Source organism: Viridibacillus arenosi (assembly GCF_001955655.1).
Lineage (GTDB): Bacteria > Bacillota > Bacilli > Bacillales_A > Planococcaceae > Viridibacillus > Viridibacillus arenosi.
The window spans coordinates 221,240-246,756 of sequence record NZ_MSPW01000001.1 but is presented as its reverse complement, the minus strand read 5'-3'; the positions used below and the strand labels follow the sequence as shown (position 1 = coordinate 246,756).

The 25,517-nt window shown below is 33.9% G+C and carries 23 protein-coding genes and 3 pseudogenes; 16 read left to right on the top strand and 10 right to left on the bottom strand.

Annotated features, from left to right (window positions below; genetic code table 11):
• Positions 1 to 98: 98 nt before the first annotated feature.
• A complete protein-coding gene (locus BK137_RS01140) occupies positions 99 to 998 on the bottom strand; it encodes a DMT family transporter (RefSeq protein WP_038190414.1) in 900 nt (299 codons plus the stop codon).
• Between the two features lie 785 nt (positions 999 to 1,783).
• Between BK137_RS01140 and BK137_RS01135 the strand changes: the two genes are divergently transcribed.
• Together BK137_RS01135 and BK137_RS01130 are read left to right on the top strand one after the other, a co-directional pair.
• Positions 1,784 to 3,589, top strand: coding sequence for a DNA ligase D (locus tag BK137_RS01135; RefSeq protein ID WP_235175785.1), 1,806 nt, complete (start codon positions 1,784 to 1,786; stop codon positions 3,587 to 3,589).
• 108 nt (positions 3,590 to 3,697) lie between these two features.
• Positions 3,698 to 4,021, top strand: coding sequence for a hypothetical protein (locus tag BK137_RS01130; RefSeq protein ID WP_038190409.1), 324 nt, complete (start codon positions 3,698 to 3,700; stop codon positions 4,019 to 4,021).
• A 122-nt stretch (positions 4,022 to 4,143) separates the two neighbouring features.
• Here BK137_RS01130 and BK137_RS01125 read toward each other — a convergent pair whose 3' ends face one another.
• From BK137_RS01125 to BK137_RS22110, 3 genes and pseudogenes are all read right to left on the bottom strand, one after another.
• On the bottom strand, positions 4,144 to 4,527 hold the full coding sequence (locus BK137_RS01125) for a helix-turn-helix domain-containing protein (RefSeq protein WP_051448843.1): 384 nt from the start codon (positions 4,525 to 4,527) through the stop codon (positions 4,144 to 4,146).
• 574 nt (positions 4,528 to 5,101) lie between these two features.
• A pseudogene (locus BK137_RS01120) lies at positions 5,102 to 5,671 on the bottom strand (DUF2812 domain-containing protein).
• Positions 5,658 to 5,768: pseudogene (locus BK137_RS22110) on the bottom strand (PadR family transcriptional regulator); the annotation flags it as partial. The pseudogenes BK137_RS22110 and BK137_RS01120, both read right to left, overlap by 14 nt.
• 232 nt (positions 5,769 to 6,000) lie before the next feature.
• On the opposite strand from BK137_RS22110, the gene BK137_RS01110 reads away from it, so the two are divergent.
• Both BK137_RS01110 and BK137_RS01105 read left to right on the top strand, forming a co-directional pair.
• Positions 6,001 to 6,615, top strand: coding sequence for a cysteine peptidase family C39 domain-containing protein (locus tag BK137_RS01110; RefSeq protein WP_038190407.1), 615 nt, complete (start codon positions 6,001 to 6,003; stop codon positions 6,613 to 6,615).
• Positions 6,616 to 6,930: 315 nt separating this feature from the next.
• A complete protein-coding gene (locus tag BK137_RS01105; protein ID WP_038190406.1) occupies positions 6,931 to 7,140 on the top strand; it encodes a DUF6440 family protein in 210 nt (69 codons plus the stop codon).
• A gap of 191 nt (positions 7,141 to 7,331) precedes the next feature.
• Here the strand turns inward: BK137_RS01105 and BK137_RS01100 are convergent, their stop codons facing one another.
• Positions 7,332 to 7,532, bottom strand: a complete 201-nt coding sequence (locus tag BK137_RS01100) for a helix-turn-helix domain-containing protein (protein ID WP_038190405.1) — start codon at positions 7,530 to 7,532, stop codon at positions 7,332 to 7,334.
• A gap of 11 nt (positions 7,533 to 7,543) precedes the next feature.
• The gene (locus tag BK137_RS01095) at positions 7,544 to 8,080 is read right to left on the bottom strand and encodes a DUF2975 domain-containing protein (protein WP_038190404.1); all 537 of its coding nucleotides are present in this window, start codon (positions 8,078 to 8,080) and stop codon (positions 7,544 to 7,546) included.
• 560 nt (positions 8,081 to 8,640) lie between these two features.
• On the opposite strand from BK137_RS01095, the gene BK137_RS01090 reads away from it, so the two are divergent.
• Positions 8,641 to 9,567 (top strand): alpha/beta hydrolase fold domain-containing protein, encoded by a 927-nt coding sequence (locus tag BK137_RS01090; protein ID WP_038190403.1) that lies wholly within the window; start codon positions 8,641 to 8,643, stop codon positions 9,565 to 9,567.
• Between the two features lie 437 nt (positions 9,568 to 10,004).
• A complete protein-coding gene (locus BK137_RS01085; protein ID WP_038190401.1) occupies positions 10,005 to 10,880 on the top strand; it encodes a DMT family transporter in 876 nt (291 codons plus the stop codon).
• Between the two features lie 904 nt (positions 10,881 to 11,784).
• Here BK137_RS01085 and BK137_RS01080 read toward each other — a convergent pair.
• Both BK137_RS01080 and BK137_RS01075 read right to left on the bottom strand, forming a co-directional pair.
• Complete coding sequence (locus tag BK137_RS01080; protein WP_038190398.1) at positions 11,785 to 12,051, bottom strand: hypothetical protein; 267 nt, start codon at positions 12,049 to 12,051, stop codon at positions 11,785 to 11,787.
• Positions 12,052 to 12,589: 538 nt separating this feature from the next.
• Positions 12,590 to 13,681 carry a CotH kinase family protein gene (locus BK137_RS01075; protein WP_038190393.1) on the bottom strand — a complete coding sequence of 364 codons (1,092 nt, stop codon included), beginning with the start codon at positions 13,679 to 13,681 and terminating at the stop codon, positions 12,590 to 12,592.
• Between the two features lie 227 nt (positions 13,682 to 13,908).
• On the opposite strand from BK137_RS01075, the gene BK137_RS21790 reads away from it, so the two are divergent.
• Positions 13,909 to 14,388 (top strand): CotG/ExsB N-terminal domain-containing protein, encoded by a 480-nt coding sequence (locus BK137_RS21790; RefSeq protein ID WP_143690970.1) that lies wholly within the window; start codon positions 13,909 to 13,911, stop codon positions 14,386 to 14,388.
• A gap of 904 nt (positions 14,389 to 15,292) precedes the next feature.
• On the opposite strand, the pseudogene BK137_RS22560 reads toward BK137_RS21790, so the two are convergent.
• Both BK137_RS22560 and fabF read right to left on the bottom strand, forming a co-directional pair.
• Positions 15,293 to 15,894 (bottom strand): annotated as a pseudogene (locus BK137_RS22560) (IS3 family transposase); the annotation flags it as partial.
• Positions 15,879 to 17,114 carry a beta-ketoacyl-ACP synthase II gene (gene fabF, locus BK137_RS01065; protein ID WP_038190389.1) on the bottom strand — a complete coding sequence of 412 codons (1,236 nt, stop codon included), beginning with the start codon at positions 17,112 to 17,114 and terminating at the stop codon, positions 15,879 to 15,881. The gene fabF and the pseudogene BK137_RS22560, both read right to left, overlap by 16 nt.
• Before the next feature lie 122 nt (positions 17,115 to 17,236).
• Here fabF and BK137_RS01060 point away from each other — a divergent pair, with 122 nt between their 5' ends.
• The 9 genes from BK137_RS01060 (at position 17,237) to BK137_RS01020 (ending at position 25,508) form a co-directional block, all read left to right on the top strand.
• A complete protein-coding gene (locus tag BK137_RS01060; protein WP_038190386.1) occupies positions 17,237 to 18,085 on the top strand; it encodes a helix-turn-helix transcriptional regulator in 849 nt (282 codons plus the stop codon).
• Between the two features lie 62 nt (positions 18,086 to 18,147).
• The gene (locus tag BK137_RS01055; protein ID WP_235175775.1) at positions 18,148 to 18,321 is read left to right on the top strand and encodes a hypothetical protein; all 174 of its coding nucleotides are present in this window, start codon (positions 18,148 to 18,150) and stop codon (positions 18,319 to 18,321) included.
• Positions 18,322 to 18,471: 150 nt separating this feature from the next.
• Positions 18,472 to 19,038, top strand: a complete 567-nt coding sequence (locus BK137_RS01050) for a DUF4256 domain-containing protein (protein ID WP_038190384.1) — start codon at positions 18,472 to 18,474, stop codon at positions 19,036 to 19,038.
• Between the two features lie 329 nt (positions 19,039 to 19,367).
• A complete protein-coding gene (locus BK137_RS01045; RefSeq protein WP_038190383.1) occupies positions 19,368 to 19,622 on the top strand; it encodes a hypothetical protein in 255 nt (84 codons plus the stop codon).
• Between the two features lie 464 nt (positions 19,623 to 20,086).
• On the top strand, positions 20,087 to 20,479 hold the full coding sequence (locus BK137_RS01040) for a DoxX family protein (RefSeq protein WP_038190382.1): 393 nt from the start codon (positions 20,087 to 20,089) through the stop codon (positions 20,477 to 20,479).
• 393 nt (positions 20,480 to 20,872) lie between these two features.
• Entirely contained in the window at positions 20,873 to 22,552 is a 1,680-nt protein-coding gene (locus BK137_RS01035; protein WP_038190380.1) for a formate--tetrahydrofolate ligase, read from the top strand.
• Positions 22,553 to 22,761: 209 nt separating this feature from the next.
• Positions 22,762 to 23,409 carry a class I SAM-dependent DNA methyltransferase gene (locus tag BK137_RS01030; protein WP_038190375.1) on the top strand — a complete coding sequence of 216 codons (648 nt, stop codon included), beginning with the start codon at positions 22,762 to 22,764 and terminating at the stop codon, positions 23,407 to 23,409.
• 32 nt (positions 23,410 to 23,441) lie between these two features.
• Positions 23,442 to 24,377 (top strand): PLP-dependent cysteine synthase family protein, encoded by a 936-nt coding sequence (locus tag BK137_RS01025; protein ID WP_038190374.1) that lies wholly within the window; start codon positions 23,442 to 23,444, stop codon positions 24,375 to 24,377.
• Entirely contained in the window at positions 24,378 to 25,508 is a 1,131-nt protein-coding gene (locus tag BK137_RS01020) for a bifunctional cystathionine gamma-lyase/homocysteine desulfhydrase (RefSeq protein ID WP_038190373.1), read from the top strand. It abuts the gene before it with no gap.
• The last annotated feature ends 9 nt before the right edge of the window (positions 25,509 to 25,517 follow it).

Here is a 25,517-nt window from a genome sequence, read left to right as displayed (position 1 = left end):
TATCTACCCATTTATCTTTCCCTTCTTCAATTCGAATTGAAATTTTAAAAGTAAGAATTTATATATATATTAGTAATGTGTGGTGATAGCTAACATTTTCAAGACACTTTTTTTAGTTTTTTTATTGAAGTTCTTTTAAACCTATAGGTATTCATAAAAATGCTAGTACATATAAAAAATGCTCCGATAATAATATTAAATGTTATCTTCTCCCCAAGTTGTAGCCATCCGAATATAAGACCTAAAATAGGAACAAACATTAATGCCATAGATGCTTTCGAAGCATCCATTTTATTTAGTACCCAATACCAAACTACAAATGTAAAGGCAGTAGAAAATAAACCATTAAATAATGTTGATAAAATTGCTTCATTAGACCACTGGATTGAAGGGTTTGGTTCTAATATTAAAGAGAGAATGAATAAAAATATTGCTCCCATAATAAGTTGCCAGGCAGTCATATGAATGATGTCTTTATTTTTGGAGTTTAGTTTGTTATAAACATTTGCTGATGCCCAACTAAAAGCCGAAATTAATAATAATAACTCTCCAAATACTACTTTTTTATCGAAATTAATAAATTCTATTCCTAAAATAAATAAAAGGCCGATTAGACCAAATATCAATCCAATCATTTTATACATATTAATTTTATCATTTAATTTAAAATGACTAATAATGGTGACAAATATAGGCATTGTGTACACCAAAACAGAAGATTTCCCTGAATCTACAAATTGCATACCATAAGTCATTATTCCCATATAGCCTAAAGGCATTAATAAGCTCATTACCAGATAGGTTTTAAAATTACCTTTACCTATAGAGAGCCTTTTTCTTTGTACTAGGAGGATGATAAATAAAGCAATCGCCCCTATTAATAAACGCAAAGAGGTAAATAAAAATGGGGGTATGTCACTTATGGCTATTTTCATTGTAACCCATGTATATCCCCAAATGAGAGTAACAGAAGTAATGCCTAACAGAACTTTAATCATAATAAAAGCCTCCGCGTTATTATTTTTAATATGTCATTAATAGTATGTTACATCCGTTCATTACTGAAATATATTTTTCACATAAGGTATATAACTAAATGGTTATGACGTATCTCAAATAGGAATAGAAGGGTATCATTATCAATAAAAACTTTTAATTAGCCCATTAAATGCTTTAATGATGTATATTGGGTACAAAAATGAGAGTCAAATGGAAAAGGCTTTACTCAAAATAGATAAATAAGAAAAGGACCAGGAGAGCATTCAGCTATCTTGGTCCTTGTTTGTTCTCTTCTTTTTATTTTTAGTTATAGTAGGAAATCCATACTTCTCTGATTCAGCACGAACGCCTTCTAGTAGTTTCTTTTTCTTTTCATCTGTCATAGTATTTTAATCATTGTAAGGTAACCTTTCATAAAAGAATGTTATTCAATAATATGGCCCGATTGTGGAATAAGAAAACAGCATTCCATACAGGTTTTTTATCAAACTTAATTATAAATTATCAATCTTTATTAAAAGACCACAAAAAAATACATCCATTATCTCAATAAAGATTTAATGAATGTATTTTTATATACAATAAAAGTTTGATTATAAAGTTTGATTATATATAATCAAACTTAAACCCTCTAAATATAAGGTTTTATTTTATTTTATTATACTATTTACCCTATATTCAGTTCTCTACTATGTAATATTTCGCCTTCTTTTATGTATCAATAACTGAAATAGTCAAAAGATACGAATGAATATGATCGAAAGAGGTTGGTAATTTGAAGCCTATGTTACTTACAGCAGCAGATGAAATTCCAATATCGACTGAATGGCGCTTCGAAGGAAAATATGATGGTTTCCGATGCGTATTAGAATGGGTGGACGAACCTATCTTAAAGAGCAGAAACGGAAACATACTAAACGCTAAATTCCCTGAAATCATAAGCTTTTGTAATGAGATAAGTGATCGTATCAAACCGTATTTACCATTAATGCTGGATGGGGAGCTAGTTTATTTAATGAATAACTTCCAAAGTAATTTTTCTGTTGTTCAAACCAGGGGAAGAATGAGGAGTCAAAGTACGATAAAACAGCATGCAAGCTCATTTCCTTGTCATTATGTAGTTTTTGATTACATGAAAGAAAAGGGAGACAGCATCACAAATCAAGAATATACGGATAGAAAAGAAAAATTAAGTAATCTCTTTAAAGGATTAGAACTTCCTCTCACTACAAATTATGTCGATAAATGTCGAATGCAACTGGTTGAGGTTTTTGAAGATAGTCAAAAGTTATATAATTTAGTGAAGGATTATAACGGTGAGGGAATAGTGGCCAAGAGGGAGTTAAGTCAGTGGAAGAGTGATACACGGTCACCCAATTGGGTCAAAATTAAAAATTGGAGATACGTTAGTGTCATACTTACAAAATATAATAAGGAAAATGGTTTTTTTCATGGAGCAGTCTATAAAAACGATGTCCTTATAGAAGTTGTATCTTTCCGTCACGGGCTCAGTGAAGAAGAGTTTAATACGCTAGTAACGCTCTTTATTAAGAATGGAAAGAAAATAACTGAAGATATTTTAAGCATTGATGCAAGTATTTGTGTAGAGGTGGCTTGTATAGATTTTGCTTTTGGTAAATTGAGAGAACCTCGATTCTATAAGTTCAACTTTGATAAACAACCGGAGGATTGCAGCTGGCAGAACATGCAACGACAATTAAATCCGCTTCTTCATACATTAGAGGTAACACATCCAGATAAACCAATTTGGCCAGCAAGTAACATACAAAAGGATGATTACTTATTATATCTACAACATGTAGCGCCATATATGCTGCCATTTCTACGCGATCGTTTACTTACAGTTATCCGTTACCCGCATGGAGTACCTGGAGAGAGTTTTTATCAAAAAAATAGTCCTGACTACGTTCCTGATTTTGTGACTACAAAACAAATTCGCGGTAAGAATTATATTATTTGCAATGACCTTGAAACACTATTATGGCTTGGAAATCAACTAGCTATAGAGTTTCACATACCTTTTAATACGATTAATACAAATAAACCTACGGAAATTGTCTTTGATTTAGATCCACCTTCTTTAAATGAGTTCTCTATAGCAACAGAAGCCGCACTACGCTTAAAAACTATATTCAATCAGCTTGGACTTCAGTCATTCCCAAAAACTTCAGGAGGGAAGGGTATACACGTTTATATACCATTACCCTTTGATATGTTTACTTATGATGATACACACATTTTTTCCGAGTTTTTATGTGAGCAAGAGCCACGATGGTATACCACTGAACGACTAAAGAAGAATCGGAATAACAGATTATATCTCGACTATGTTCAGCATAAAACGGGTAATACGTTAGCCGCTCCTTATTCTCCTAGAGGGAATGAAAAAGGATTAATCTCAACACCGCTAGATTGGGAAGAAGTCAATGATTCGTTAACACCAACAATGTTTACTATTCCTGCGGTTATAGAGCGTATTCAGGGGCAGGGTAATCCGTTTAATAACTTCATCCGAGCAGAGAATTCAAAACAATTTGCAAATGTCCTAAGCCAATTAAAGAAGAAGTAAGTTTGTACAATTAAATTTCATAATATCATAAATAAAGTTATAATTTGACATAAAACAACTAGAATGGTATCTTTTTTGAATTTACTGAAAATTCCGGGAGGGATATTTATGAAGAAAATATTTGGTAGTTTAATTGTTTGTTGTTTGGTTTTAATCGCTTCATCCGGTGTGACATTAGCCGCTAATGGCCATACATTCACACCTACTAATTTGGAGGAAAAAGCAACGAGCACAGTAGCACATTCTAAATATGTGAAGGTAGATATTACAATTAAAGATCTTTCAAAACCATATTCTACTTTTTATTATGACCGGTTAGGTTGGAAGGGCACGTTGAATTTTAAATATTGGGTTCTTGGGGGCAACCCACAGTATCTTGCACGCTACGAAGGATATGTATACTGCTCTGGCAACTGTGCTATGCAAGACTAATGTAACAATGAATCTAAAGATAAAATAATCTAGAAAAAGTAGTACAAGCATTTATTCAACCAGTTGTCAGTATTGTACCGACGACTGGTTGTTTAGTTTCACTTGTACAATGAATTCACCAATCAAGTCTCTTCATTTCTTTTATGTACTCCATAACTCGTATCGTTAACAATATCCCAAATACCTTTTAACTTCATAATGTTTTGTGGTGTAGATTGCGACAATTCTTCTACAAACCAAAGACGAAGCTCCTTGTTAAGTAAATTTTCTAAAAAGAACTGTTCTTCTAATGCAAACGGATAAGGAACATCCGTTGCACATAATAAAAAGTCAGTAGATACATTAAAGAATTTTGCCAACTTTACTGTAGCGCTGTGGGAGGTTTCAATTTTACCATTTTCTATGCTATTATAATTCTGTCGAGTTGTTTCTAATAATTCAGCCATTTCTCGTTGAGTTAAATCTTTTTTTAATCTCAACTCTCGCAATCGTTCACTGAAAGTCATTAATTTTTCCTCCCCTCATGATATTAATAAAACTCTGCGTCTATTTTAAAAAAAATTTAAAATTACAAATAAAATATTTCAAGTATATAGTATACAGCAATAAAATCACTTTAGGACTTAAAGAATAAAAAAGAAGCTACAATTTGGTGGGGTTTACGCAACAATTGATTAAAGATAGCAATGAAATTGAAAAGGAACTATCGAATTTTTTCTTCTATCATATTACATCTACATAAACAATTCATTGCCACGGCACAGGGCACATATAGACCCTTTCTGTATAACTTTCCGACGAGATGAAGATTCGAGTATTAAAACAGTATTATGTAGCTTTTGAATAAAGTTTGATTAAATTAACTTAATAAACCTTGATAAAAGAGCGAATAGAAAAAGCGTGTTTTGAAAAAAAGACTGAACAAAACACGCTTTTTCTATATTAAATTGAATCATCCTTTTTAAAAAAAGTTTGATAATTTTTGTGAACCTTACTCAATTAAAGCGCCCGACTGTGGTAGATACATTATCCTCAATTACTTCTTTGAATTAAAAAAAGTTCATAATTAACCTCCTCGCATTATTTTTCTTTTAATATTGAATACTTTCGATAAGTTTTATAGAAACTGATACCACAGAAAACAATCATAAGGGTGGGAAGCGACCTCAAAAGGGCAAATGGAGTTTCAAATAAAAATGCTTTCCAAAATAATGCACCTGTCATACTCCAAAGACCTTCAGCTAAATATAAACCTGAATCCTTGTAAAACATATAAGAAAAAGGCAATAACAGTATACCTAAGCCAGATGAATAAACCAGCAATCTTTTATAATAATTGCTCTTTGATTGGCGATCCGAGGAGATTTCATTTTGATCATCATCTTCTTTTTGCCAATATCGAGTTCCACCAAGCCAGGAGTCATTTATATAATTCCAACCGAAGTCTTCGTATATCCCTTTGTAATCTTTAAGCTTTTTCTTTGATAAATAATCTTGATAATCCAGTCGCATCACATATCTCTTGTCGGTTTTTTCGAAAGTGTATATTCATAATTCACTAATATTTGTACAACGATAGCCTTTTTGTAATTGCTCATTCAGCCATCGCTCCTCTTTTTCGATATCAAAAAATATTTTAAATTTCTTCATTCGATTCACTTCCTTCGTACAGGGATAAAATATGCAATAACCTGTTTTGTTCCATTTTCAAAATGGCGCTTCCTTCCGCAGTTATCATTTGGAGTCGATAAGCTTTTAATGTCTGTGGGGAAAAACCTTCAATTCGCTTGTCTGATTCAAATGCCTCCCATGCTTTTGAAAGTAACATTGTTTATACCTCCTAATAATTCATTAATAAAGGGATTATTGCCAACTCTATTGAAATATAGACATATTGATATTTTACTAACGAGGCAGGTTAGTGAAAGGAGGAAATAGAATATTATTTCGCTATGCCCAAAGCAATGGAGGGAAGTAGTATGTTTATAGTTAGAACGGCTATTTTAGGGATTATTATATCAACTATCATTAATGCATATTTAATGACATTACCCTTACCTGTTTTACGAAAAAGAGATTATATGGCTAACTATCTAATTAAACGAAATAATAGGATAGATATACAAAACAAAAGGGAATGTGCAGCATTTTCAACAGCATATGTGTTGCGTCATTTTGGAATGGAGGCCGATGGTGAAGAGTTATATACTAATTTCCCTAATAAAATGAGTTCAGGCAATGTATATCCAAAGGGAATCCGTAGGGTATTAAGAAAAAAGGGATTTAAAACAAACTATTATAAAGGGAATTTAAATACATTAAAGTATGAAGTTAGTAAAGGAACTCCCGTAATTGTTTTTATTAAAGTACATAAGGATCGTAATAATTTGCATTTTGTCCCAGTCGTAGGATATGACAAGGAGTATTTCTACCTTTCAGAATCATTAAGGCATCTGGTGAATTGTAATGATGATAACAATAGCTATAATCGAAAAGTTCCAATTAATGAATTTAAGGAATTGTGGAATGTAAAAAATATTAATATGCTTCTTTATAGCAATACTTATATAACCGTACACACCATACAGAGCTAATATTAATGACGAAGAATTTTATCTGGACACAAAGAAAAAATACAAAACGTTGATGGAGTCTTATTAGTTTTCAATAATCTGGAACTTTTGTTGAAGGTATTTTTACTCTGTCTAGTTGTGCTAACGGAGGCTTTAGTAAGATTGTAGAGCTGTTCAGATAGCTCTGTTTTTCTTATTCAACTAAAGAGGTAGGTTAATACAATGTGCTGTTGCTAAAAAAATCGTTGCCTTTTTACTACTTTTGTAATAATTACCTGCTAAGATCGTAGTATAAAAAGGGGTTATTTGAAATTTCAGTAATATGGGGGCGAATAAATGTTTAGTAAAGACTCAGAGAAGAATAAAGGCTCAAAGAAGAGATTTGAAGAAATCCTTTCAGAAAATGGCGTGGCTAATGGAAACAGAATAATAGTAGATAGGGAAACAGGAATTCACTATTTATTTAGTTGGAGCGGATATGCAGGGGGAATTACCCCACTATTAGATAGTAATGGGAAACCGGTGATAAAACCAAATAATGAATAACACTCTTTATCTTGTTCAACTATAGGGTGCTTTACTTGAAGATCATTGAGTTGCATAGGCAGCTCTTTTTTCTTATTGAACTAACGGGGCAGGTTAGTTGAAGAGTGTTATTTATCTTGTGTTCAACTTTCGGGCCGTATTGCGGAATAGTTGAAAACTTACATATAACAATTGTTTTGTTATATGTAAGTTTATTCTTTATATTCAAGAAGATCACCAGGCTGACAATTTAATGTCTGACAGATTTTTTCTAATGTGGCAAAGCGAATACCACGCGCTTTACCTGTTTTTAGTATTGATAAGTTAACTTGGGTAATACCAATTTTTTCTGCTAACGCTTTTGAAGAAATTTTTCTTTCTAGCATTACTCGATCTAGATTAATTTTTATCATTAGGAGCGCACCTAAATCACATTGTTAGAATCGTCTTGTAAAGATATGCCGTATTTTAAAACCACATAAAGCGTATAAACGATGGATAATAAAAGAATGTTTCCTATTAAACTTGGCCAAGAATCTGAAAAAATATTACTGACATTGTACGCATGTACTTGCGCAAATAACAGCTGACTAATGAAGTCCAAAACGGTAAAGCTAGTGATCGAGATTAATATTAGTTTTAGGTATTTAAGATTTCGAGAAACAAAGAAGTGTTGCTCGTAAATATTACCAATTATTTTACGTAGAGCGTACAGAATGATAAACAAACAAGCAATGATTGCTAGCGCGACTAAGCAAGAAAGTACTAAAAACCATATTGATAGGTTTGTGTTTGAGTTTAAATCTACATACTGTAGCAATTGTTTTTTGACTCCGTTTGGTACTAACAATAAAGCTACAGACGCAAATAATAGCATTAATCCAGCAAACGCACATAAAACTTGACCAATTAGCGAGATAACTGATAAAAATTTTAGTACGGTCTTGGTAAAAAGATTCACTAGTAAAAACCTCCTTATTTTACATATTATTCTAAAACAATAAAGTATTATCGTCAAACAATAATTTTTTTCAAGGATATTCCTGAAGTATAACTCCTAACGGGTCTTTAGTAGAAGATCTTGGAGTTGTTTTTTCTTATTCAACTAAATGGGCAGGGTAGTTAAGAAAAATTCTGGTTAATTGGATTAGGTAACTCTTTTTCTTATTGAACTATACTGTATATATCGTAACGCGATGCAGTATACTCCGAAACGACGTTCTAACGGTATCGATTATATAAAGAAGAATACCTTGTAAAAAATAAATTTATAAAAAGATGCCTAATCATTAAGCTACTCGTTAAAGGAAATTAGAGAAATCATGAAAATGCAAAGTAATACTTTAAATGGCATTGTAAATATAATAATAAAATTGAAAGGAAAACTTTAAGCCTCCGTTCAATTTAAGACCTTCTATCTAACTTGTTACAGACTTCTGATAAAGAGACACACGGCTATTATAAATCATTCCGTGTTATGAAACAGGATGAACAGTAAAAATGTTTAAAGGAGAGAAAAAAATGAGTGTAGAAATTTTTAACGGAGAACGTTCTGAAGAAAGTGTTCAATTTGAAAAATGGTTAATTTCCCAAAGTAATAAAAAAAGTTTTTCTAGTATTGAAAATACCAAACGGTTCGTTAAGCAAAGGGGAACTGAAAATATTCAGCGCTATGTTATTGGGGATGATATTAAATTTTCAAGTGATGTGAAGGAGGAGGCATTCGAAGGAATACAGGTTTTCACTTTAAATGACCAAAAGTCTTTGAAACAAAAAGTTATTTTCTATATACATGGTGGTGCTTGGACGAATCAACCTTTAAATTTACACTGGTTGTTCATGGATAAAATGGCACAATCTTTAAATGCAAAAATTATTGCTCCCATTTATCCTAAAGTACCTCATTTTAACTATAAAGATACCTACCCAAAAATCCTCAACCTATATAAAGCAATTCTTGGAACCATTGAAAGTTCTAATCAATTGACCATCATGGGAGATTCGGCAGGAGGAAATATAACACTTGGTCTGGCCCACCTTTTAAAGATGAACCATTTGCCTCAACCGAAAGATATTATTTTATTATCTGCATGTGTTGATATGGGTTTTAAAAATTCTCTTATACCTGAATATGAAGAAAAAGACCCGATGTTAGCTAGTGAAGGAATGGAGGTAATTACAAAGCTATGGGCAGCTGATAAAAATTTAAATGACCCATTGATTAGTCCAATTTACGGTGACTTTAAAGGACTTGGGAAAATTACTCATTTTATTGGAACACACGAAAGTTTATATCCAGATGCAATAAAATTAGATGAGAAACTAATAGAACAAGGAATTGAAATCAATACCTTTGTTTATCCTAAAATGAATCATGTGTTTGTTGTTATGCCAATCCCTGAAGCCAAAGATGCTCAACAGAAAATTATTAATATAATTAGTAACTAAGTGTTGTTTTATATTTTAATAGGGAAGGTTAGCAGGATTGTGAAGAATTGTACTTAAACTAAAGGGTGCTTTAGTAAAAATCGTTGAGCTGTTCATACAGCTCTTTTTTTATTCAACTAAAGGGGCAGTTTATTTGGAGAAGGTAATGTGAGTTTTTATGTCGCATTTGACACATAATGCGATTCGGATTTTAAACCTATAAAGTCTAAGGCGATTTGGTTTGTGAGTTTTATGGAGTGAATGGGAAAATGTAAAAATTCAAGTTGAGGACTGAAACGAATCAAAAGATTGCTAATACACAGCTTAATTTTTGTTATATTTAAAATAATTTCGTATCGCTACATTCTATATTATAATATGGAATATTATGTAATGGTTATACAGGGTTTATTGAGATTTTTAGAATACGATTCTTATATAAAAAGGAAATGGTTTACTTGAATTATTTTATGTACATAGCATGTATGCTTATATGGGGATTGAATTTTATAGCCGTTAAAATTCAAGGAACAGAAGTTCCGTTAGAAGCCTCATTATTATACAGATCAATTATTGCATTTGTTCTTTTCTACATATTGTTGAAGATAAAGAAAATAAAGATTCTAAAAGCAAATGTTAACTTTTTAACAGTTATTGGCTTCGGCGTCTGTAACTTTGCAATAAGTTATTTGTTACTGTACTACGGTACGATTTATAGTACGGCTGCTTTAGTAACGTTAATCTTTTCTTTAAAAGCTATTATCACACCCATTTTTCTAAGCATCGTTTTTAAAACAAAACTAGAACGTAAAATATACCTAGGAGGTTCGCTAGGCTTACTAAGCGTAATCATTATTTTATATTCAGATATTCATACTATTTCTTCAAACTTTATTTTAGGAATTATTTTGGCTTTCGTTGGAACGGTTATCACGTCAGTTGGTGATACCTTGTCTTATTATAATAATAAAAAGCAAATTGAGCCGATTACAGCTAACACCATTGGAATGTTTTCAGCAATTATTTTAATAACACTGATAACGTTAGTAAGTGGAAAAGACATTAGTTTACCAAGTTCTTTAAATTATTGGATTGGATTACTCTATTTAGCTATTTTAGCTTCATTTGTAGCGTGGTTATTTTATTTATATTTGATTAAAAATATGGGTGCTGCTGAAAGTAGTTATATGGTCGCAATGTTCCCAGCAATTGGAGGCTTTGCAAGCGTTATGATGGGAGAATCAACTCTTTCTATTAATCTGATTATAGGAATAATACTAGCAATGTTAGGGGCTTATATTGCATTGGCAAAAAAAGTAACCCGTGAACCTTAGAATTTTCAGTTCTATTTTTATCAAACAGCACAAAGCCAAGCTTCCCAAAGCGAGATTGGGGAAGCTTTTAATAGACATTGTAAATCCGCATAAATCTGACGAGACTCCTAATAAGTGGAATTAGGGGGAAACAAGATGTGCGTTTTTAAAGTGAAATCTATAACATATAGTCCAGTTCCTAAATCCATCAAGAAATTGGGTAGATATGAAAAAGTTTAACCGTTCTTATTCAACTAACGGGTGCTCTAGTTCGATAAGAACTTACACAACAACAACCAGTCAATTTAAAGTGATAGAGTTTGTTACAGCGAATCTCAACATAATTGAAAACAATGCTATCATTACTATTCCATTTTTCAATATTGTTTACGAAGCAATAGATCAAAAAGAATTGCTTCTACTTTGCCTCTAGGGACAGCTTTGCAGGTAGTGTCCCTAATACACAAAATCTCGGTAAATCCTTAGCGTATAGGATAGCGGTATTTTTTCTTCAGTATGTTGCTTAGCTTATATTTTCGTTTATATATTTGCGGTTGTAGTTATGTGAAAAAGTTTGATTTTTTATGGGTTATTTATATAGATATCGCTATAAAGATTGTGAAGAAATATATTTAAATTAACGGGGCAGGTTAGTTGAATAAGAAGGAATATTAAGTTATTTTAAACAGATATACAAAGTGGAATTTTATATTTCATCACTATATTGAATGAATATTTAAAAGATATTGTGCAGTAAGAGAGGTGAAAGTAGAGAGAGGAAAGGAAAAAGGCCACTTACAAATAGAAAGGGACCTATGTACCAAAAAAGGTGGGTAGTAAAGTTAAATTACTTCACACTATAAAGTATGATGTAAAAGTAGTTTTGATTAGCCAAATGCCTTCGATATAGCATTGGAAAATATTTTTATTTCATCTTCCTTTTGAATTGTTTTAACTCATATATTATATAGTCTATCTGCTGTTGCATGTTGTCTAACTGTTTTGATTGTTCATCCGAATTTTGAGAACCTTGATTACTTGATTTTTCTAAAGCTTCTAGTGCAAGACCAGCAGCAACAGCTTGTAAACCATCACCTAATGTAGAAATAGAGGCCCCAATAAATGCAAGTCTAGCAATCTGAATATCTTGTGAGTCAGAGGATTGTTTTAAATTATTTTTATTTTCATTCATTTTTTATCCCCCTTACCATCATTGTAAAAAAGTGAATTGTCTTAACTGCATCATATGTATCTTTCTTAATAAAGGTGAGGGCGTTGAAAAAAATAATTTTGTTTATAATTAAGTTCAAATAAAAAAGAGTAGTGTATACAGACGCTTCTGTACAAAGACTTACTGAACACTTTGAGGTAATTATTATATAAGGTAATCCACTATTTATTACGAGTGTTTAAGAATTTGTAGAGAATCATACTTTAACTAACGAGGTGCTTTAGTAAAAGATCTTTGAGCTGTTAAGACAGCTCTTTTTTTCTTCAACTAACGGGGCAGTTTAGTTGAAGAAAGGAGCTTAAATGACTTCACTATTATACGGGATAATCTCCGTGTAACTCGCTTAGCTGATGAACTATAACTAAAATAAAAAGACAACTTAAGAAGAACACCAATTAAACGAATTTACTATATACAGTACAGATAATTGTGTGCTAATTCAAGCGACAGTAACCCCTTTACCACATGGAAAGAGGGTTTTGTAAGATGATGCAACAACTTAATTTAATGAATATAATTTCCCTCTTATATATTTCGCCCGTGCTTCAATAAAATTCAATATATACTCTGGTTCCTTATCAAATAAATGGATATCGTCTTTTTTATAAGGATCTTTTTGAATATAAGGTCTTATTAAATCATGCATACCTTGTATTTTCGGTTTCAAATAGTCTACATTAAATTGGTTGTTTAAAATAACTTCTAGCAAGTTTTTGTATTGACGTCGAAATGTTTTTACGTCTAGTATTCTTGCGGTAAGCGTATTAAATCCTTCGATTCGTAAATAGTCTTCCTCCATCACTTTCCCGTTTACATCCCTTCCCCAAGTTGCATCGTAATCCCACGGGATGACTTCGAATAGCCTAGTTTCGCTATTTTGGTATAATGCGTAATTATGAACAAAACCATCAAAATTTTGGGTGAGAACAACGCCAGCCAACCAGCTAAGATACTGATTAACATTGAGGTATTTCATAATTTCATTTTCAAATTCAGCTTTTGAAATGGTATTAATTTCAATAATCATTTTTTGCAAATGAAATTCATCTTGTTCTGTCCCATATTTTAGTTCATAGCCAACCTTAAGTGATTTCTTTATATCTTTATCAAGATCACTCATCAACGAAAAGTTAGCATCGCCATCAACCGCATAGAATATTGGTCCTTGCGGTAGTTGTCGATTCTTAAGGAAATGCTCATCCACTGATTCTAATTCCAAATAAAGCCCCTCATTTTTCCCATTCAATTTCAAATTTACAAATTGGGACTTTGGCGATAAGCACCCTATTTCATTGAAAAAATCGAGCGATAGTTTATTTCTTAATAGAGAAGGATCTTTAAATTCTGCGTTGATATGAATTTCTTTGGTATTTCTATACGTACTTGGCTTATTAAACGAAATGTGATACGACTTCTTTCGAAAATCCCGGATATGGGAGCCACGATAAGCGATATCAATATCATACTTTCTTTTGTTAATCGTTAGCTTGGCAGAGATAGGATCGTCACACCATATATCTTTCCTAAGTTCACTTAAATCTAAAGGATGAATAAAAAGCTGATATTCAGGTATTATTATGCCATTATCCACGCGAATTCTTTCCTTTCCTTTATAAATTATTCGTATAAAACGAAAATGTAAGATTCCACAAAAAGATATAGAGTTTATATTTCGTAAACTATGCGATTGTCTCTAACATCTTTAGAACAACCTCATATATTACGATTAGGGAAAGAAAAGTGCAGAGGCATGGGTTTGATTCTTTTTTTAAAGGAATCTACCTTCTTTCTCTAATAAAGATGAAAGGAGGTTTGAATATGTCACTTATACAGAATGCAGTAGAAATGGCTAACAACTCAGGGTTAGGTCACTTCATGTACCAGGATCCTATTAGTAACCAGCGACGCACGAGCAGGGTACGTCGAACTTCACGAAAACAACGACGCACGAGCAGGGTACGTCGAACTTCACGAAAACAACGATGCACGAGCAGAGTACGTCGAACTTCACGAAAACAGCGACGTACGAGCAGAGTACGTCGAACTTCACGAAAACAACGACGCACGAGCAGGGTACGTCGAACTTCACGAAACCAACGATGCACGAGTAGGGTACGTCGAACTTCACGAAACCAACGATGCACGAGCAGGGTACGTCGAACTTCACGAAAACAGCGACGCACGAGCAGAGTACGTCGAACTTCACGAAAACAGCGACGCACGAGCAGGGTACGTCGAACTTCACGAAACCAACGACGCAAGAGCGGTAACTCCATTTGGAATGACTTATTATTTTAAAAACTTCAGGCGATTTTTCGCTATCTGAAGAGTGTGTCACTTAATGTTATTCAATGGACTATTGAGTGCGTCTGTATATAAAGTTAACTAGTTTATACTAGTTAACTTTGTCTGTGTTATTCCTATCGAAGTCCAAGGTTGAAAGAATAGTGAATGGTCAGCTGGGGGTGGGTTCAGTCTGATCTTTTCATTTATGTATATTCTTCTGGATGAATTGTTATCGTTGTGTATTACATAGCATCTATCAGAATTGTTTAAATCACTGTAGCCTATCCACTTTTCTCGTTCAAACCAGAAATTTTAAAAAGGATTTCTTGAACGGCTTGAACCGTCACGGGATCCTCCTATTCCATTGTATCTAGGCAAAACTAGGAAACCTTCCGTTTTCAAAACGAGGAAAAAATTGGGGTCTAAAACCGTGAAACAGTTGATGTCCTACAATAAAGTGCATTGGATTTAACACTTTTCACCTCCCTTCTTAGGGTATAGTAAAGGATATGTTTAATTAATGAAGAGGCTTAGACTAAGACCCATATTTGAGATTTTTGCATGGAACGATTTTGGAATGTTCCGCAAATCGCCACCTATACAACTACTCTCCAATTGGCATCTAGAACCAAGTATTCATTACCATGTCTGTTGTCATGTAAACTAAAAATGTATACGATTTCGATTGTAGTTGAAAATTCTTCCTGAAATAAGGGGCAGCATTCCTGTAATAAATAAAACTAAAGAAGGTATGCATATAGAAGAAATAAATATTAAGATTGTGAATTATTACACTTAAACTAACGCGGCAGTTTAGTAAAAGAAGAAAATTAAATTTTAAATTGTTATGGATATTATGGGACTGACCCCCGTATATAAGGCAGAGGTAAAAAAGCATTTATCCAACCAGTTGTCTTTATTGTACCGGAGACTGGTTGTTAAGTTTGGTTTGAATTTGGATATAGTTATAATACTTTATATAGACTTTTAGACAGTTTGTTCTACGATTGCCGTCGTAGAATAAACTGTCTAAGTAGAATGTTTCAGACTTTAATGCAAAATGAAACGATTCGACGGGGGCATTATCAGCGGGCGTACCTTTACAGGACATGCACATGATAATGCCTTTTCCTTTAACAGCATGTTGATAGCCATAAGATATGTAAACCAAACCTTGGTCACTGTGCAGGGTACACCTTTCGGGCAAAGCATCTAGTTGAGATAAGGTATTCTTCAAAATGAAATCAGTATCTGACAATCACCAATCGAATAGGCGATAATCTCTCTATTATATAAATCTTGAATACTTGAAAGATACAATTGTATCTGACCAAATGGCAAGTAAGTTATATCGGTTACGAGCTTTTGTAAAGGTACAGTTGCCTTAAGGTTCAATAAATTAGCTGCGATATAGTAGAGTTGTCCAGTTTGTTTCCGTTTTTTCACCTTCACTCGACATTGCCAACCGTATTTTTGCATAATACGCTGTACGACTTTATGAATCACTCGTATTTCTTTAAAACAATAGCTGCATTATGACCTCCGAAACCAAATGAGTTAGAAAGCCCCGTATTTATTTTCACTTGGCGAGCAATAGATGTTACATAATCTAGATCACATAATGGATCAGGGTTTTCTAAGTTAATTGTTGGAGGAACTATCCCTTCCTTTAAACTTATCGCTAAAGCAATTGCTTCAACTCCACCAGCTGCCCCTAACATATGACCAAGCATAGATTTATTAGCTGTAACTGGTATTTGATAAGCTTGTTTTCCAAACAACTGCTTAATAGCCATCGTTTCAGAGATGTCCCCCACTTTTGTACTTGTTGCATGAGCACTTATAACATCAATTTCTTCAGGCGATATATTGGCATTTTTTAAAGCTGTTCTCATTGCAAGATAGGCACCTTTACCTTCCGGATGTGTAGCCACGATATGGTGTGCGTCAGAACTTGCACCATATCCAATAACTTCTGCATATATCTTTGCCTCTCTACATAAAGCATGAGATAAAGATTCTAAGATTAGAATTCCAGCTCCTTCTGACATGACAAATCCATCTCGATTCTCATCAAATGGACGACTAGCTATAGTGGGATCATCGTTTCTTGTTGATAATGCTGTAGCATTACCAAAGCTTGCTATTGATAAGTCTGTTATAGCTGCCTCTGTTCCACCCGCAAACATAACGTCAACTTCTCCAGAACGAATTAGTCTAAAGGCTTCTCCGATAGCTGTATTTCCGATTGCACAAGCAGAAACAGGCGACATAGAAGGGCCCATCGCTTTCCACTTGATACTAATTTGTGCTGCTGCAGCATTAGAAATCATAGCAGGTACTAGAGTTGGGCTGACTCTTCTTGGCCCTTTCTGCCTAAGCGCATCAATATTTTCAATCAAGGTTTCAATTCCTCCTATCCCTGAACCTACGTATACGCCTAGCCTTTCTACATCTATAAGATCGAGGTCTAACTTAGAATCTGCCCAGGCTTGTTCAGCTGCAACCAAAGCAAATTGAGAAAAACGATCTAAGCGTATTGCTTCTTTCTTTCCTAAAACTTCGTCTGCATTAAAATCTTGTACGATACCTGCAATTTTTGTCTTATGATCAGTAACATCAAATGTATTAATAGAGGATATACCAGATTCCCCGTTAATCAGATTGTTCCAAAATGTTTTGATGTTGTTTCCTATAGGAGAAACAACGCCCATACCGGTAATTACAACTCTTTCCAATTTTCATTCCTCCAAGTCAATAATATACTTGTATTTTACATCCTTATTATCCTATTACAAGTGATTGTTTATCCTGGTATAATGAATACTAGGTTAAATTGATAAGATGAGGAGTTTTAAAAATGAATGATAAAACTAGGCTTTTAGCTTTGTCGACATTCTTAAAAGCTAAGCGAGCCCAAATTAAGCCAGAGTCTATTGGTTTACCTGCCGGAACCCGGAGAAGGACACCTGGGTTACGAAGAGAAGAGGTTGCACAATTAGCAGGTGTAAGTACCACTTGGTATACATGGCTAGAGCAAGGAAGAGATATTAAAGTCTCTTCAAGCGTACTTGATTGTATTTCTACAGCTTTGCAATTAAGTATTGATGAAAAAGACTACTTATACGATTTGGCATTAGAAGTAAAATCGGAAATTACAAACCTAAAAAAGAATCAATCAGAGCTTAGCCCTTCTTTAAAACGAATATTAGCTGAATTAACATATTGTCCGACTATCATTACCGACCGACATTGCCATATTGTGGGTTGGAATCCTGCAGCTGCTCATGTTTTTTTAGATTTTGAACAAATACCGAATAATCAAAGAAATTTGATTCGTTTAGTGTTCACTAGAAAAGAATTTAAAGCATTGGCCGTCAATTGGGAACATTTTGCGAAAGGTTTTCTAGCTATTTTCCGTACCTATTATGGACATTATTTAGGCGATGAATGGTACAACCAATTTATTGAAGAAATGAATCACTTACATTCGGAATTCCAGGATTTATGGCAAGAAAGTCAAGTGAGTAAGGCTCCAGAAATGATAATTGAATTCAGACATGCAAAGGCAGGCAAAATGTTGTTTAATTTAACTTCTCTTCAAGTTCAAGGTGATATGGATTTACGGTGCAGTGTCTATACACCAGTAGAGGAAACAGAAACAGAAAATAAATTAAAGCGTTTAATGAAGAGGGTTTCCGCTGAATAATACTAAAGTAATTTCATTTCTACAGCAAAATGATACTCATTACTGAACGAAGTGATTATTCCTTGGGAAAAAGAGTTAACTTTATCACAAAAAATCAAGAAGAACTTCAAGAAGAGTTTACCAAAGCCAATGTCAAAATAGTCCGTTCAATAGATAATACTGATTACAATAATAAAGAATTTGTAATTGAAGATATAGATGGGAGATGGATTGGATTCGGGATTAAAGTCAGTTAAAATAGAAAAGTTAAGTTTGTGAAAGAATGTACTTAAACTAACGGGCGCTTTAGTTTAAGGTCAATGAACTGCATAGACGACGCTTTTTATATAACGCAGTAGTTTAGTACTTAAACCATAATGAGTAAAAACAATAAGGGGGAAACGAATATGACAACGAGAAATAAGGATTTGTCACTAGAACAATGTGAGGAACTACTCAGAACTTTGAAAGCCCGTTTTGAGAAAAACATGAAACGCCATAAAGGTCTTGAATGGGCTAAAGTACAAGAAAAGCTCGAAGCTTCTACAGAAAAACTGTGGTCGCTTAATGAAATGGAAGAAACTGGCGGTGAACCGGATGTTGTTGGCCATGATAACAAGACGGGCGAATACATTTTTTCTGATTGTTCAGCGGAAAGTCCTAAAGGTCGCAGAAGTGTTTGTTACGACCGTGAAGCACTGGAGTCAAGAAAAAAACACAAACCAGAAAATAACGCTATTGATATGGCAACTGCCATGGGTATTGAACTTTTAACGGAAGAAAAATACCGAGAGCTGCAGAAACTTGAAAATTTCGATATGAAAACGTCGAGCTGGGTGCAAACACCTGCTAATATTAGAAAACTCGGCGGGGCCATCTTTTGTGATCATCGCTACGATACTGTCTTTGTGTACCACAATGGAGCAGAATCCTACTATGCTGCAAGGGGCTTCCGTGGCTCGCTAAGAGTGTAAATTTTGCATAGACGGCTATAATTGAACTTGAGAATGGATAACCTGGGGAAAGGCTTTAATTTTATTCTTCAACTACTGTGTACTTTTGTTAAAAATTCGATTTACAAATATCAAAACAAAAAACAGAGTAGAATCTACACATTTTGTAGATTAACTCTGTTTCTATGTTGAAACAGCTGTAGCTTTGTAAAAAAGATTGATCGTTTATAATAAAGTTTGATAGAAACCACCTCTTAAGTTATTCTTTGAGGTGATTTTTTTATGGATATTTATGTTGAAATTAATGTTAAGCTTGTGAAGAAATGTACTTCAACTAACAGGGAAGGTTAATGAAATACTATAATGAACGTGTATTATTGAATGGATTTTTAATAACCTTGGCTGTATTAATCTTATTTGTGGATTACAAAGTAAATTTTCATTTTGACGGTGGTTATACAACAGAGTATGTACCCGTTTACGATTACATCGTTTCTATACTTCGTTACAGTATAATGGGTGCCTTGGTAGGAACGTTTGTAGGTTGGGCGTTAACGAACAATAAAGTTGTTACATTTTTAAAAAAGCAGTTCAAAAATGATTAAGTCGTAAAAAAACAAAATAAATACATAATACATTTTTTGTAAGGAAGATATGAGCCGTAGATTAGGCATGAGGGTATTGGAAGGTACAAAAGATATTGACGAATATTTTATTGCGTATACTGTTAAAACTTGAGGAAATGATTAAGAACTATGTTACTCTAAAGTGGCTTTATGCAATAAAGTGAATGACGAAGTAAAATGCGACTAGGGTAGAAAATAATAAAGAGCGATAGCCAAATGATAAACAATGGCCTTCGCTCTTTTTGTATTATTTGGGTTTTTATCTTTGAAATTTGTGATGGCATTTTGATGCCTTAGTTAAGATAAACAAGCTGTGCGACCTTCCTTCACTTCTACTAATATTAGTATGTTTTTAATATTTATAAACTTACTTGACATAACCAGATAATTAAAATATACTAAGTTACGAAAAGTAAGTAAAAGAGATATGGAGGATTTAAATTATGCAACAGATTGGACAAGTTTTTTTACGAGTGATTTTAGGCGGGTTATTTGCCATCCATGGTTTTATGAAATTCCAAGGAGGCATTTCAAATATAGTCGGATACTTTGATAGCTTAAGTATTCCAGGCTTTATAGCATATTTTGTTGCAATCGTTGAACTCGTTGGGGGAGTAGCCATGATATTGGGCCTAGGTAGCAGAATTATCGGGGCATTATTTGCATTCATTATGTTAGGTGCCATCATGACAGCAAAATGGTCTTTAGGCTTGTTAGGAGCTGATGGTATCGCTGGCTATGAATTTGAGTTAGCTTTACTGGCAATGTCAGTGTACTTTGTTTTTGCAACACCAACACAACTTTCTGTGGATGCTTTATTGAAATCTAAAAAATAATAAGATGAGGTATTCAAATGATAAAGAGTGATAGCCGATGATGGCCGTCACTCTTTTTGTTTTACACTTTAGGGTTTTTATCTTAAACAATTGTGGTGCCGAAAATAAATGTACTTAGAATTATTACAATATATTTTTTAGCAAATATTACGGTAAAGATAAGTTTGACGCGTGATCAAATTATATCCAAACACCACAAATTATATTATGTGTTACATGAAATGATGGGTGAACTATACATGATAAGATAAAATTGTCAATTGATTGTCGAATAAGCAAATGTTTTGTTGGGGAAAGTACATTATAATAGTATTAGATAGAAAATTATAAAGATTGCATCTCATTACCTTCAACACTAGAAAATGAATAATATAAACGAAAGAGGGATCTGCTGTGTCTAAAACCACTCAACCTTTATCAGATTTAGAAATTTCACAAAATGCTACAATGCGTCCTATTACGGAGATTGCAGAAATAGCAGGTATTCCACAAGAAGCACTGGAACTTTACGGAAACTATAAAGCTAAAATCAATCCATTAAAACTGAACAATACCACATCTTCAGCAAAAGTCGTTCTCGTAACAGCGATCAGCCCTACACCTGCTGGCGAAGGTAAATCAACTGTGACCGTAGGACTTGCTGATGCACTTAACCAACTAAATGAAAAAGTCATCGTTGCATTACGAGAACCTTCACTAGGACCGATTATGGGTATGAAAGGCGGGGCAACTGGTGGTGGCTACGCTCAAGTATTGCCAATGGATGATATCAATCTTCATTTCACTGGGGACATCCATGCAATTACTACTGCAAATAATGCCCTTGCTGCATTAATAGATAATCATATCCAGCAAGGTAACGTGTTGCAAATAGACCCACGACGTATTATTTGGAAAAGATGCTTAGATATGAATGATCGAGCACTTCGTAATATTGTTATTGGTTTAGGTGGTCCTGTGCAAGGAACACCACGAGAAGATGGCTTTGATATTACTGTAGCTTCAGAAATTATGGCTATCTTCTGTTTAGCAAAAGATTTACAAGATTTAAAAAAACGTATTTCTGATATTGTCATTGGTTACACATATCAGCGTGAACCAGTGTTTGTTCGCGATTTAGGAGTAGAGGGTGCACTAACACTATTGTTAAGAGATGCGTTTAAACCTAATTTGGTTCAAACAATAGAAGGGACCCCAGCTATTATTCATGGTGGTCCATTTGCTAATATTGCACATGGATGTAATTCGATAGCAGCAACAAATACAGCACGTAAGTTAGCGGATATCGTTGTGACGGAAGCGGGATTTGGCGCAGATTTAGGTGCTGAGAAATTTATGAATATTAAAGCAATGCAAGGTGGATTCAAACCTAGTACGGTTGTAATTGTTGCGACAGCTCGCGCATTGAAAATGCACGGAGGAGCACTGAAAACCGAATTGAAAGCAGAAAATGTAGAAGCTATTACTAAAGGAATTGAAAATTTAGCTAAGCATGTGGATACAATTCGTAACTTCGGTGTTGAACCTATCATCGCATTAAATCGCTTCATCACAGATACCGAAGAAGAGCTTTCTGCTATTTTAAATTGGTGTAGAGAAAATAATGTGAAAATAGCCCTTACGAATGTCTGGGAAGAAGGCGGTAAAGGTGGTATTGAATTAGCTAAACGAGTACTATCTGTTATTAACGAAGAAAATAACTTTACTCCACTTTACGATGTCTCAGCGCCAATTGAAGAAAAAGTCCGCACAATTGTTCAAAAGGTATACGGGGGAATGGATGTTCACTTTACAGATAAAGCACTAAAACAAATAGCACAAATCGAAAAATTCGGTTGGGATGCTCTACCGATTTGTATGGCAAAAACACAGTATTCTTTATCTGACCAACCAACCTTATTAGGTCGTCCAGAAAACTTTACAGTAACAGTAAGAGAGATTATCCCTAAACTAGGTGCTAAGTTCCTCGTTTGTTTAACAGGAGATATTATGACTATGCCTGGTTTACCAAAATCTCCAGCAGCATTGAAAATGGATGTCGATGCAGAAGGTAATGCTGTTGGACTATTTTAAGTATTGAATTGAATGAAGAGTTGTCTAATTTTTGATTTAAAATCAACTTTAGATAACTCTTTTTTATTTGTGTTCCATTAAAAAAAGTTTTCACCAATAAGCTTAGTGAGTCATATAGTGGAGAAAAGTGTTATGACTTATTAAAAAGTCAAACTAAAACTAAATACCAAGTATTTATATAAGAATAATAAAGGTAGGGGGCTGTAAGAATGGGGAGGGAGTTTATTTATCTTTTCGATGAATGGGCGAAGTCATATGAAGCATCAGTAACTGGTCAGCATAAGGAATATCGTGATGTTTTCGAAGGATATGAAAGTATATTAGATAAAGTTGCAAACGCTTCAACAGGTACAGTAATTGAATTTGGAACGGGCACAGGTAATTTGACGCTTAAGTTGGAGGCTGCTGGAAGAAAAGTCATTGGCATTGAACCACATGAGACTATGCTTGATATTACGAGGAAAAGATGTCCCAATGTTCAGCTTATCAACGGTGATTTACAAAACTTCGAAATAGAAATTAAACATATAGATTCAATTGTAAGCACCTACGTGTTTCATCATTTAACGGATGAGGAAAAACTAGAAGCTTTAATAACCTATTCCAAGTTATTACAACCTGGGGGGAAAATAATTTTTGCAGATACAGCATTTGCAACTGAAGAGCATAAACAAGCAATGATAACTAAGGAGAGAGCTCGTGGCTTTCATGAAGTCGCTGATGATCTAGAACGTGAGTATTATACAACAATTCCAAAACTAGAAATAATGTTTCAACAAGCAAGTTTTGAAGTTAAGTTTGAACAATTAAACGATTATGTTTGGTATATGGAAGCAATTAAGACAAGTAAAAAATGATTTATAAATAGTGTTTAAAAGGTGGATTAAATATGGCTTTGTATAATAATGTTCGACAATTAATAGGCAATACACCATTAATGGAGATTACACATATTAAAATCCCTAATAATTGTCGAATATTTGCGAAATTAGAGTATTTAAATCCTGGTGGAAGTGTCAAAGATCGTCTTGGTATTTCATTATTGGAGGACGCGGAGAATCGGGGTGTAATACGCCAAGGCAGTACGATAATTGAGGCGACTGCTGGCAATACGGGAATCGGTTTAGCACTTGCAGCAATAGGAAAAAATTATCATGTAAAATTCGTTGTTCCTGAAAAATTCAGTCAAGAAAAACAAACATTAATGAAAGCTTTAGGTGCAGAAATAATCAATACACCAACTGCATTTGGAATGCATGGTGCTATAAAAAAGGTAAATGAACTTCTTGAAGAAATTCCTGATTCTTTTTCACCGTCACAGTTCTCCAATCCTGTAAATCCTGCAACATATGAATATACACTTGGTCCTGAGATTTGGAAAGATTTAGAGGGGAACCTTGATGTGTTTGTAGCAGGGGCAGGTTCTGGTGGGACTTTCATGGGAACGGCTCGTTACTTAAAAAGCCAAAAAGCCACGTTAAAAACAGTAATTGTAGAACCAGTTGGCTCCATTTTAAATGGGGGAAAGGCAGCATCCCATGTTACGGAAGGTATTGGAATGGAGTTTTTACCGGATTATATGGAAAAATCGTATTTTGATGCCATCCATACTATACAAGATAAAGATGCTTTCCACGCATTAAAAGAGTTAGCTAAGAAAGAAGGTCTGCTTGTAGGGAGTTCTGCTGGAGCCGCTTTCCACGCCGCTCTACTTGAAGCTCAAGTGGCAAAACCAAGAAGTAATATTGTTACCATTTTTGCTGATTCGAGTGAACGCTATTTAAGTCAATCAATATACGAATTATTTGAAGAGGGGTCTGTTTAAATGAGAGCAAAAACAAAATTCATTCATGCTGGTATTGTTGGCGATGAAACAACTGGTGCAGTATCAACCCCTATTTATCAAGTAAGCACTTATAAACAAGATGCTGTTGGTAAATTTCGTGGGTATGAATACTCTCGAACAGGAAATCCAACACGCCATGCATTAGAAGTTTTAATTAGTGAACTTGAAAATGGACATGCCGGATTTGCTTTTAGTTCAGGAATGGCTGCTATAAGCTCAGTAGTTATGCTCTTAAAACAAGGTGATCATATTATTGTTACTGATGATGTCTACGGAGGGACTTTTAGAGTTTTTACAAAAGTTTTAAATCGATTTGGTATTGAGGCAACTTTTGTTGATACAGCTAATAATCAGGCTGTAGAAGATGCAATACAATCTAATACAAAAGCTATCTATATTGAAACTCCAACAAACCCATTGTTGAAAATAACAGATATAAAGCAGATAAGTACTTTAGCAAAACAGTACCAACTACTAACAATTGTCGATAACACTTTTTTAACCCCTTATTTGCAACAGCCAATTACACTTGGAGCGGATATTGTTCTGCATAGTGCAACAAAGTATATTGGTGGACATAGTGATGTAATAGCAGGTCTTGTCGTTGTAAATAATGCAGAATTAGCAGAACAATTACATTTTGTTCAAAACTCTGTAGGTGCAATTTTAGGACCTCAGGATTCTTGGTTACTAATGCGAGGAATAAAAACTTTGCCAATTCGAGTAGAAGAAGTAAATTCAAATACACAGAGGATCGCAGAATTTTTGGAACAAAACAGTAAGGTAGGAAAAGTATATTACCCAGGATTAAAAAATCACCCAGGTCATGAATTACAAAAGACACAAGCAACTGGCTTTGGCGGTATGATTTCTTTTGATGTAGGAAGTGAAAAAAAAGCAGAAGAAATGCTCTCGAAGTTACGTTATTTTACATTAGCAGAAAGTCTTGGCGCAGTAGAAAGCTTGATATCCATCCCAGCTCGTATGACCCATGCTTCTATTCCTGCAAAACGTCGTGCAGAACTTGGGATAGTAGATGGACTTGTACGTATTTCAATAGGTATTGAAGATGTAGAAGATTTACTAGAAGACTTAGAACAAGCATTATAATAAAATAAA

Bases quoted from the DNA above. Each gene is read 5' to 3' on its own strand.
- BK137_RS01140 (WP_038190414.1), bottom strand. From the start codon at position 998: ATGATTAAAGTTCTGTTAGGCATTACTTCTGTTACTCTCATTTGGGGA.
- BK137_RS01135 (WP_235175785.1), top strand. From the start codon at position 1,784: ATGTTACTTACAGCAGCAGATGAAATTCCAATATCGACTGAATGGCGC.
- BK137_RS01130 (WP_038190409.1), top strand. From the start codon at position 3,698: ATGAAGAAAATATTTGGTAGTTTAATTGTTTGTTGTTTGGTTTTAATC.
- BK137_RS01125 (WP_051448843.1), bottom strand. From the start codon at position 4,527: ATGACTTTCAGTGAACGATTGCGAGAGTTGAGATTAAAAAAAGATTTA.
- BK137_RS01110 (WP_038190407.1), top strand. From the start codon at position 6,001: ATGTTTATAGTTAGAACGGCTATTTTAGGGATTATTATATCAACTATC.
- BK137_RS01105 (WP_038190406.1), top strand. From the start codon at position 6,931: ATGTTTAGTAAAGACTCAGAGAAGAATAAAGGCTCAAAGAAGAGATTT.
- BK137_RS01100 (WP_038190405.1), bottom strand. From the start codon at position 7,532: ATGATAAAAATTAATCTAGATCGAGTAATGCTAGAAAGAAAAATTTCT.
- BK137_RS01090 (WP_038190403.1), top strand. From the start codon at position 8,641: ATGAGTGTAGAAATTTTTAACGGAGAACGTTCTGAAGAAAGTGTTCAA.
- BK137_RS01080 (WP_038190398.1), bottom strand. From the start codon at position 12,051: ATGAATGAAAATAAAAATAATTTAAAACAATCCTCTGACTCACAAGAT.
- BK137_RS21790 (WP_143690970.1), top strand. From the start codon at position 13,909: ATGTCACTTATACAGAATGCAGTAGAAATGGCTAACAACTCAGGGTTA.
- BK137_RS01060 (WP_038190386.1), top strand. From the start codon at position 17,237: ATGAATGATAAAACTAGGCTTTTAGCTTTGTCGACATTCTTAAAAGCT.
- BK137_RS01050 (WP_038190384.1), top strand. From the start codon at position 18,472: ATGACAACGAGAAATAAGGATTTGTCACTAGAACAATGTGAGGAACTA.
- BK137_RS01045 (WP_038190383.1), top strand. From the start codon at position 19,368: ATGAAATACTATAATGAACGTGTATTATTGAATGGATTTTTAATAACC.
- BK137_RS01040 (WP_038190382.1), top strand. From the start codon at position 20,087: ATGCAACAGATTGGACAAGTTTTTTTACGAGTGATTTTAGGCGGGTTA.
- BK137_RS01030 (WP_038190375.1), top strand. From the start codon at position 22,762: ATGGGGAGGGAGTTTATTTATCTTTTCGATGAATGGGCGAAGTCATAT.
- BK137_RS01025 (WP_038190374.1), top strand. From the start codon at position 23,442: ATGGCTTTGTATAATAATGTTCGACAATTAATAGGCAATACACCATTA.
- BK137_RS01020 (WP_038190373.1), top strand. From the start codon at position 24,378: ATGAGAGCAAAAACAAAATTCATTCATGCTGGTATTGTTGGCGATGAA.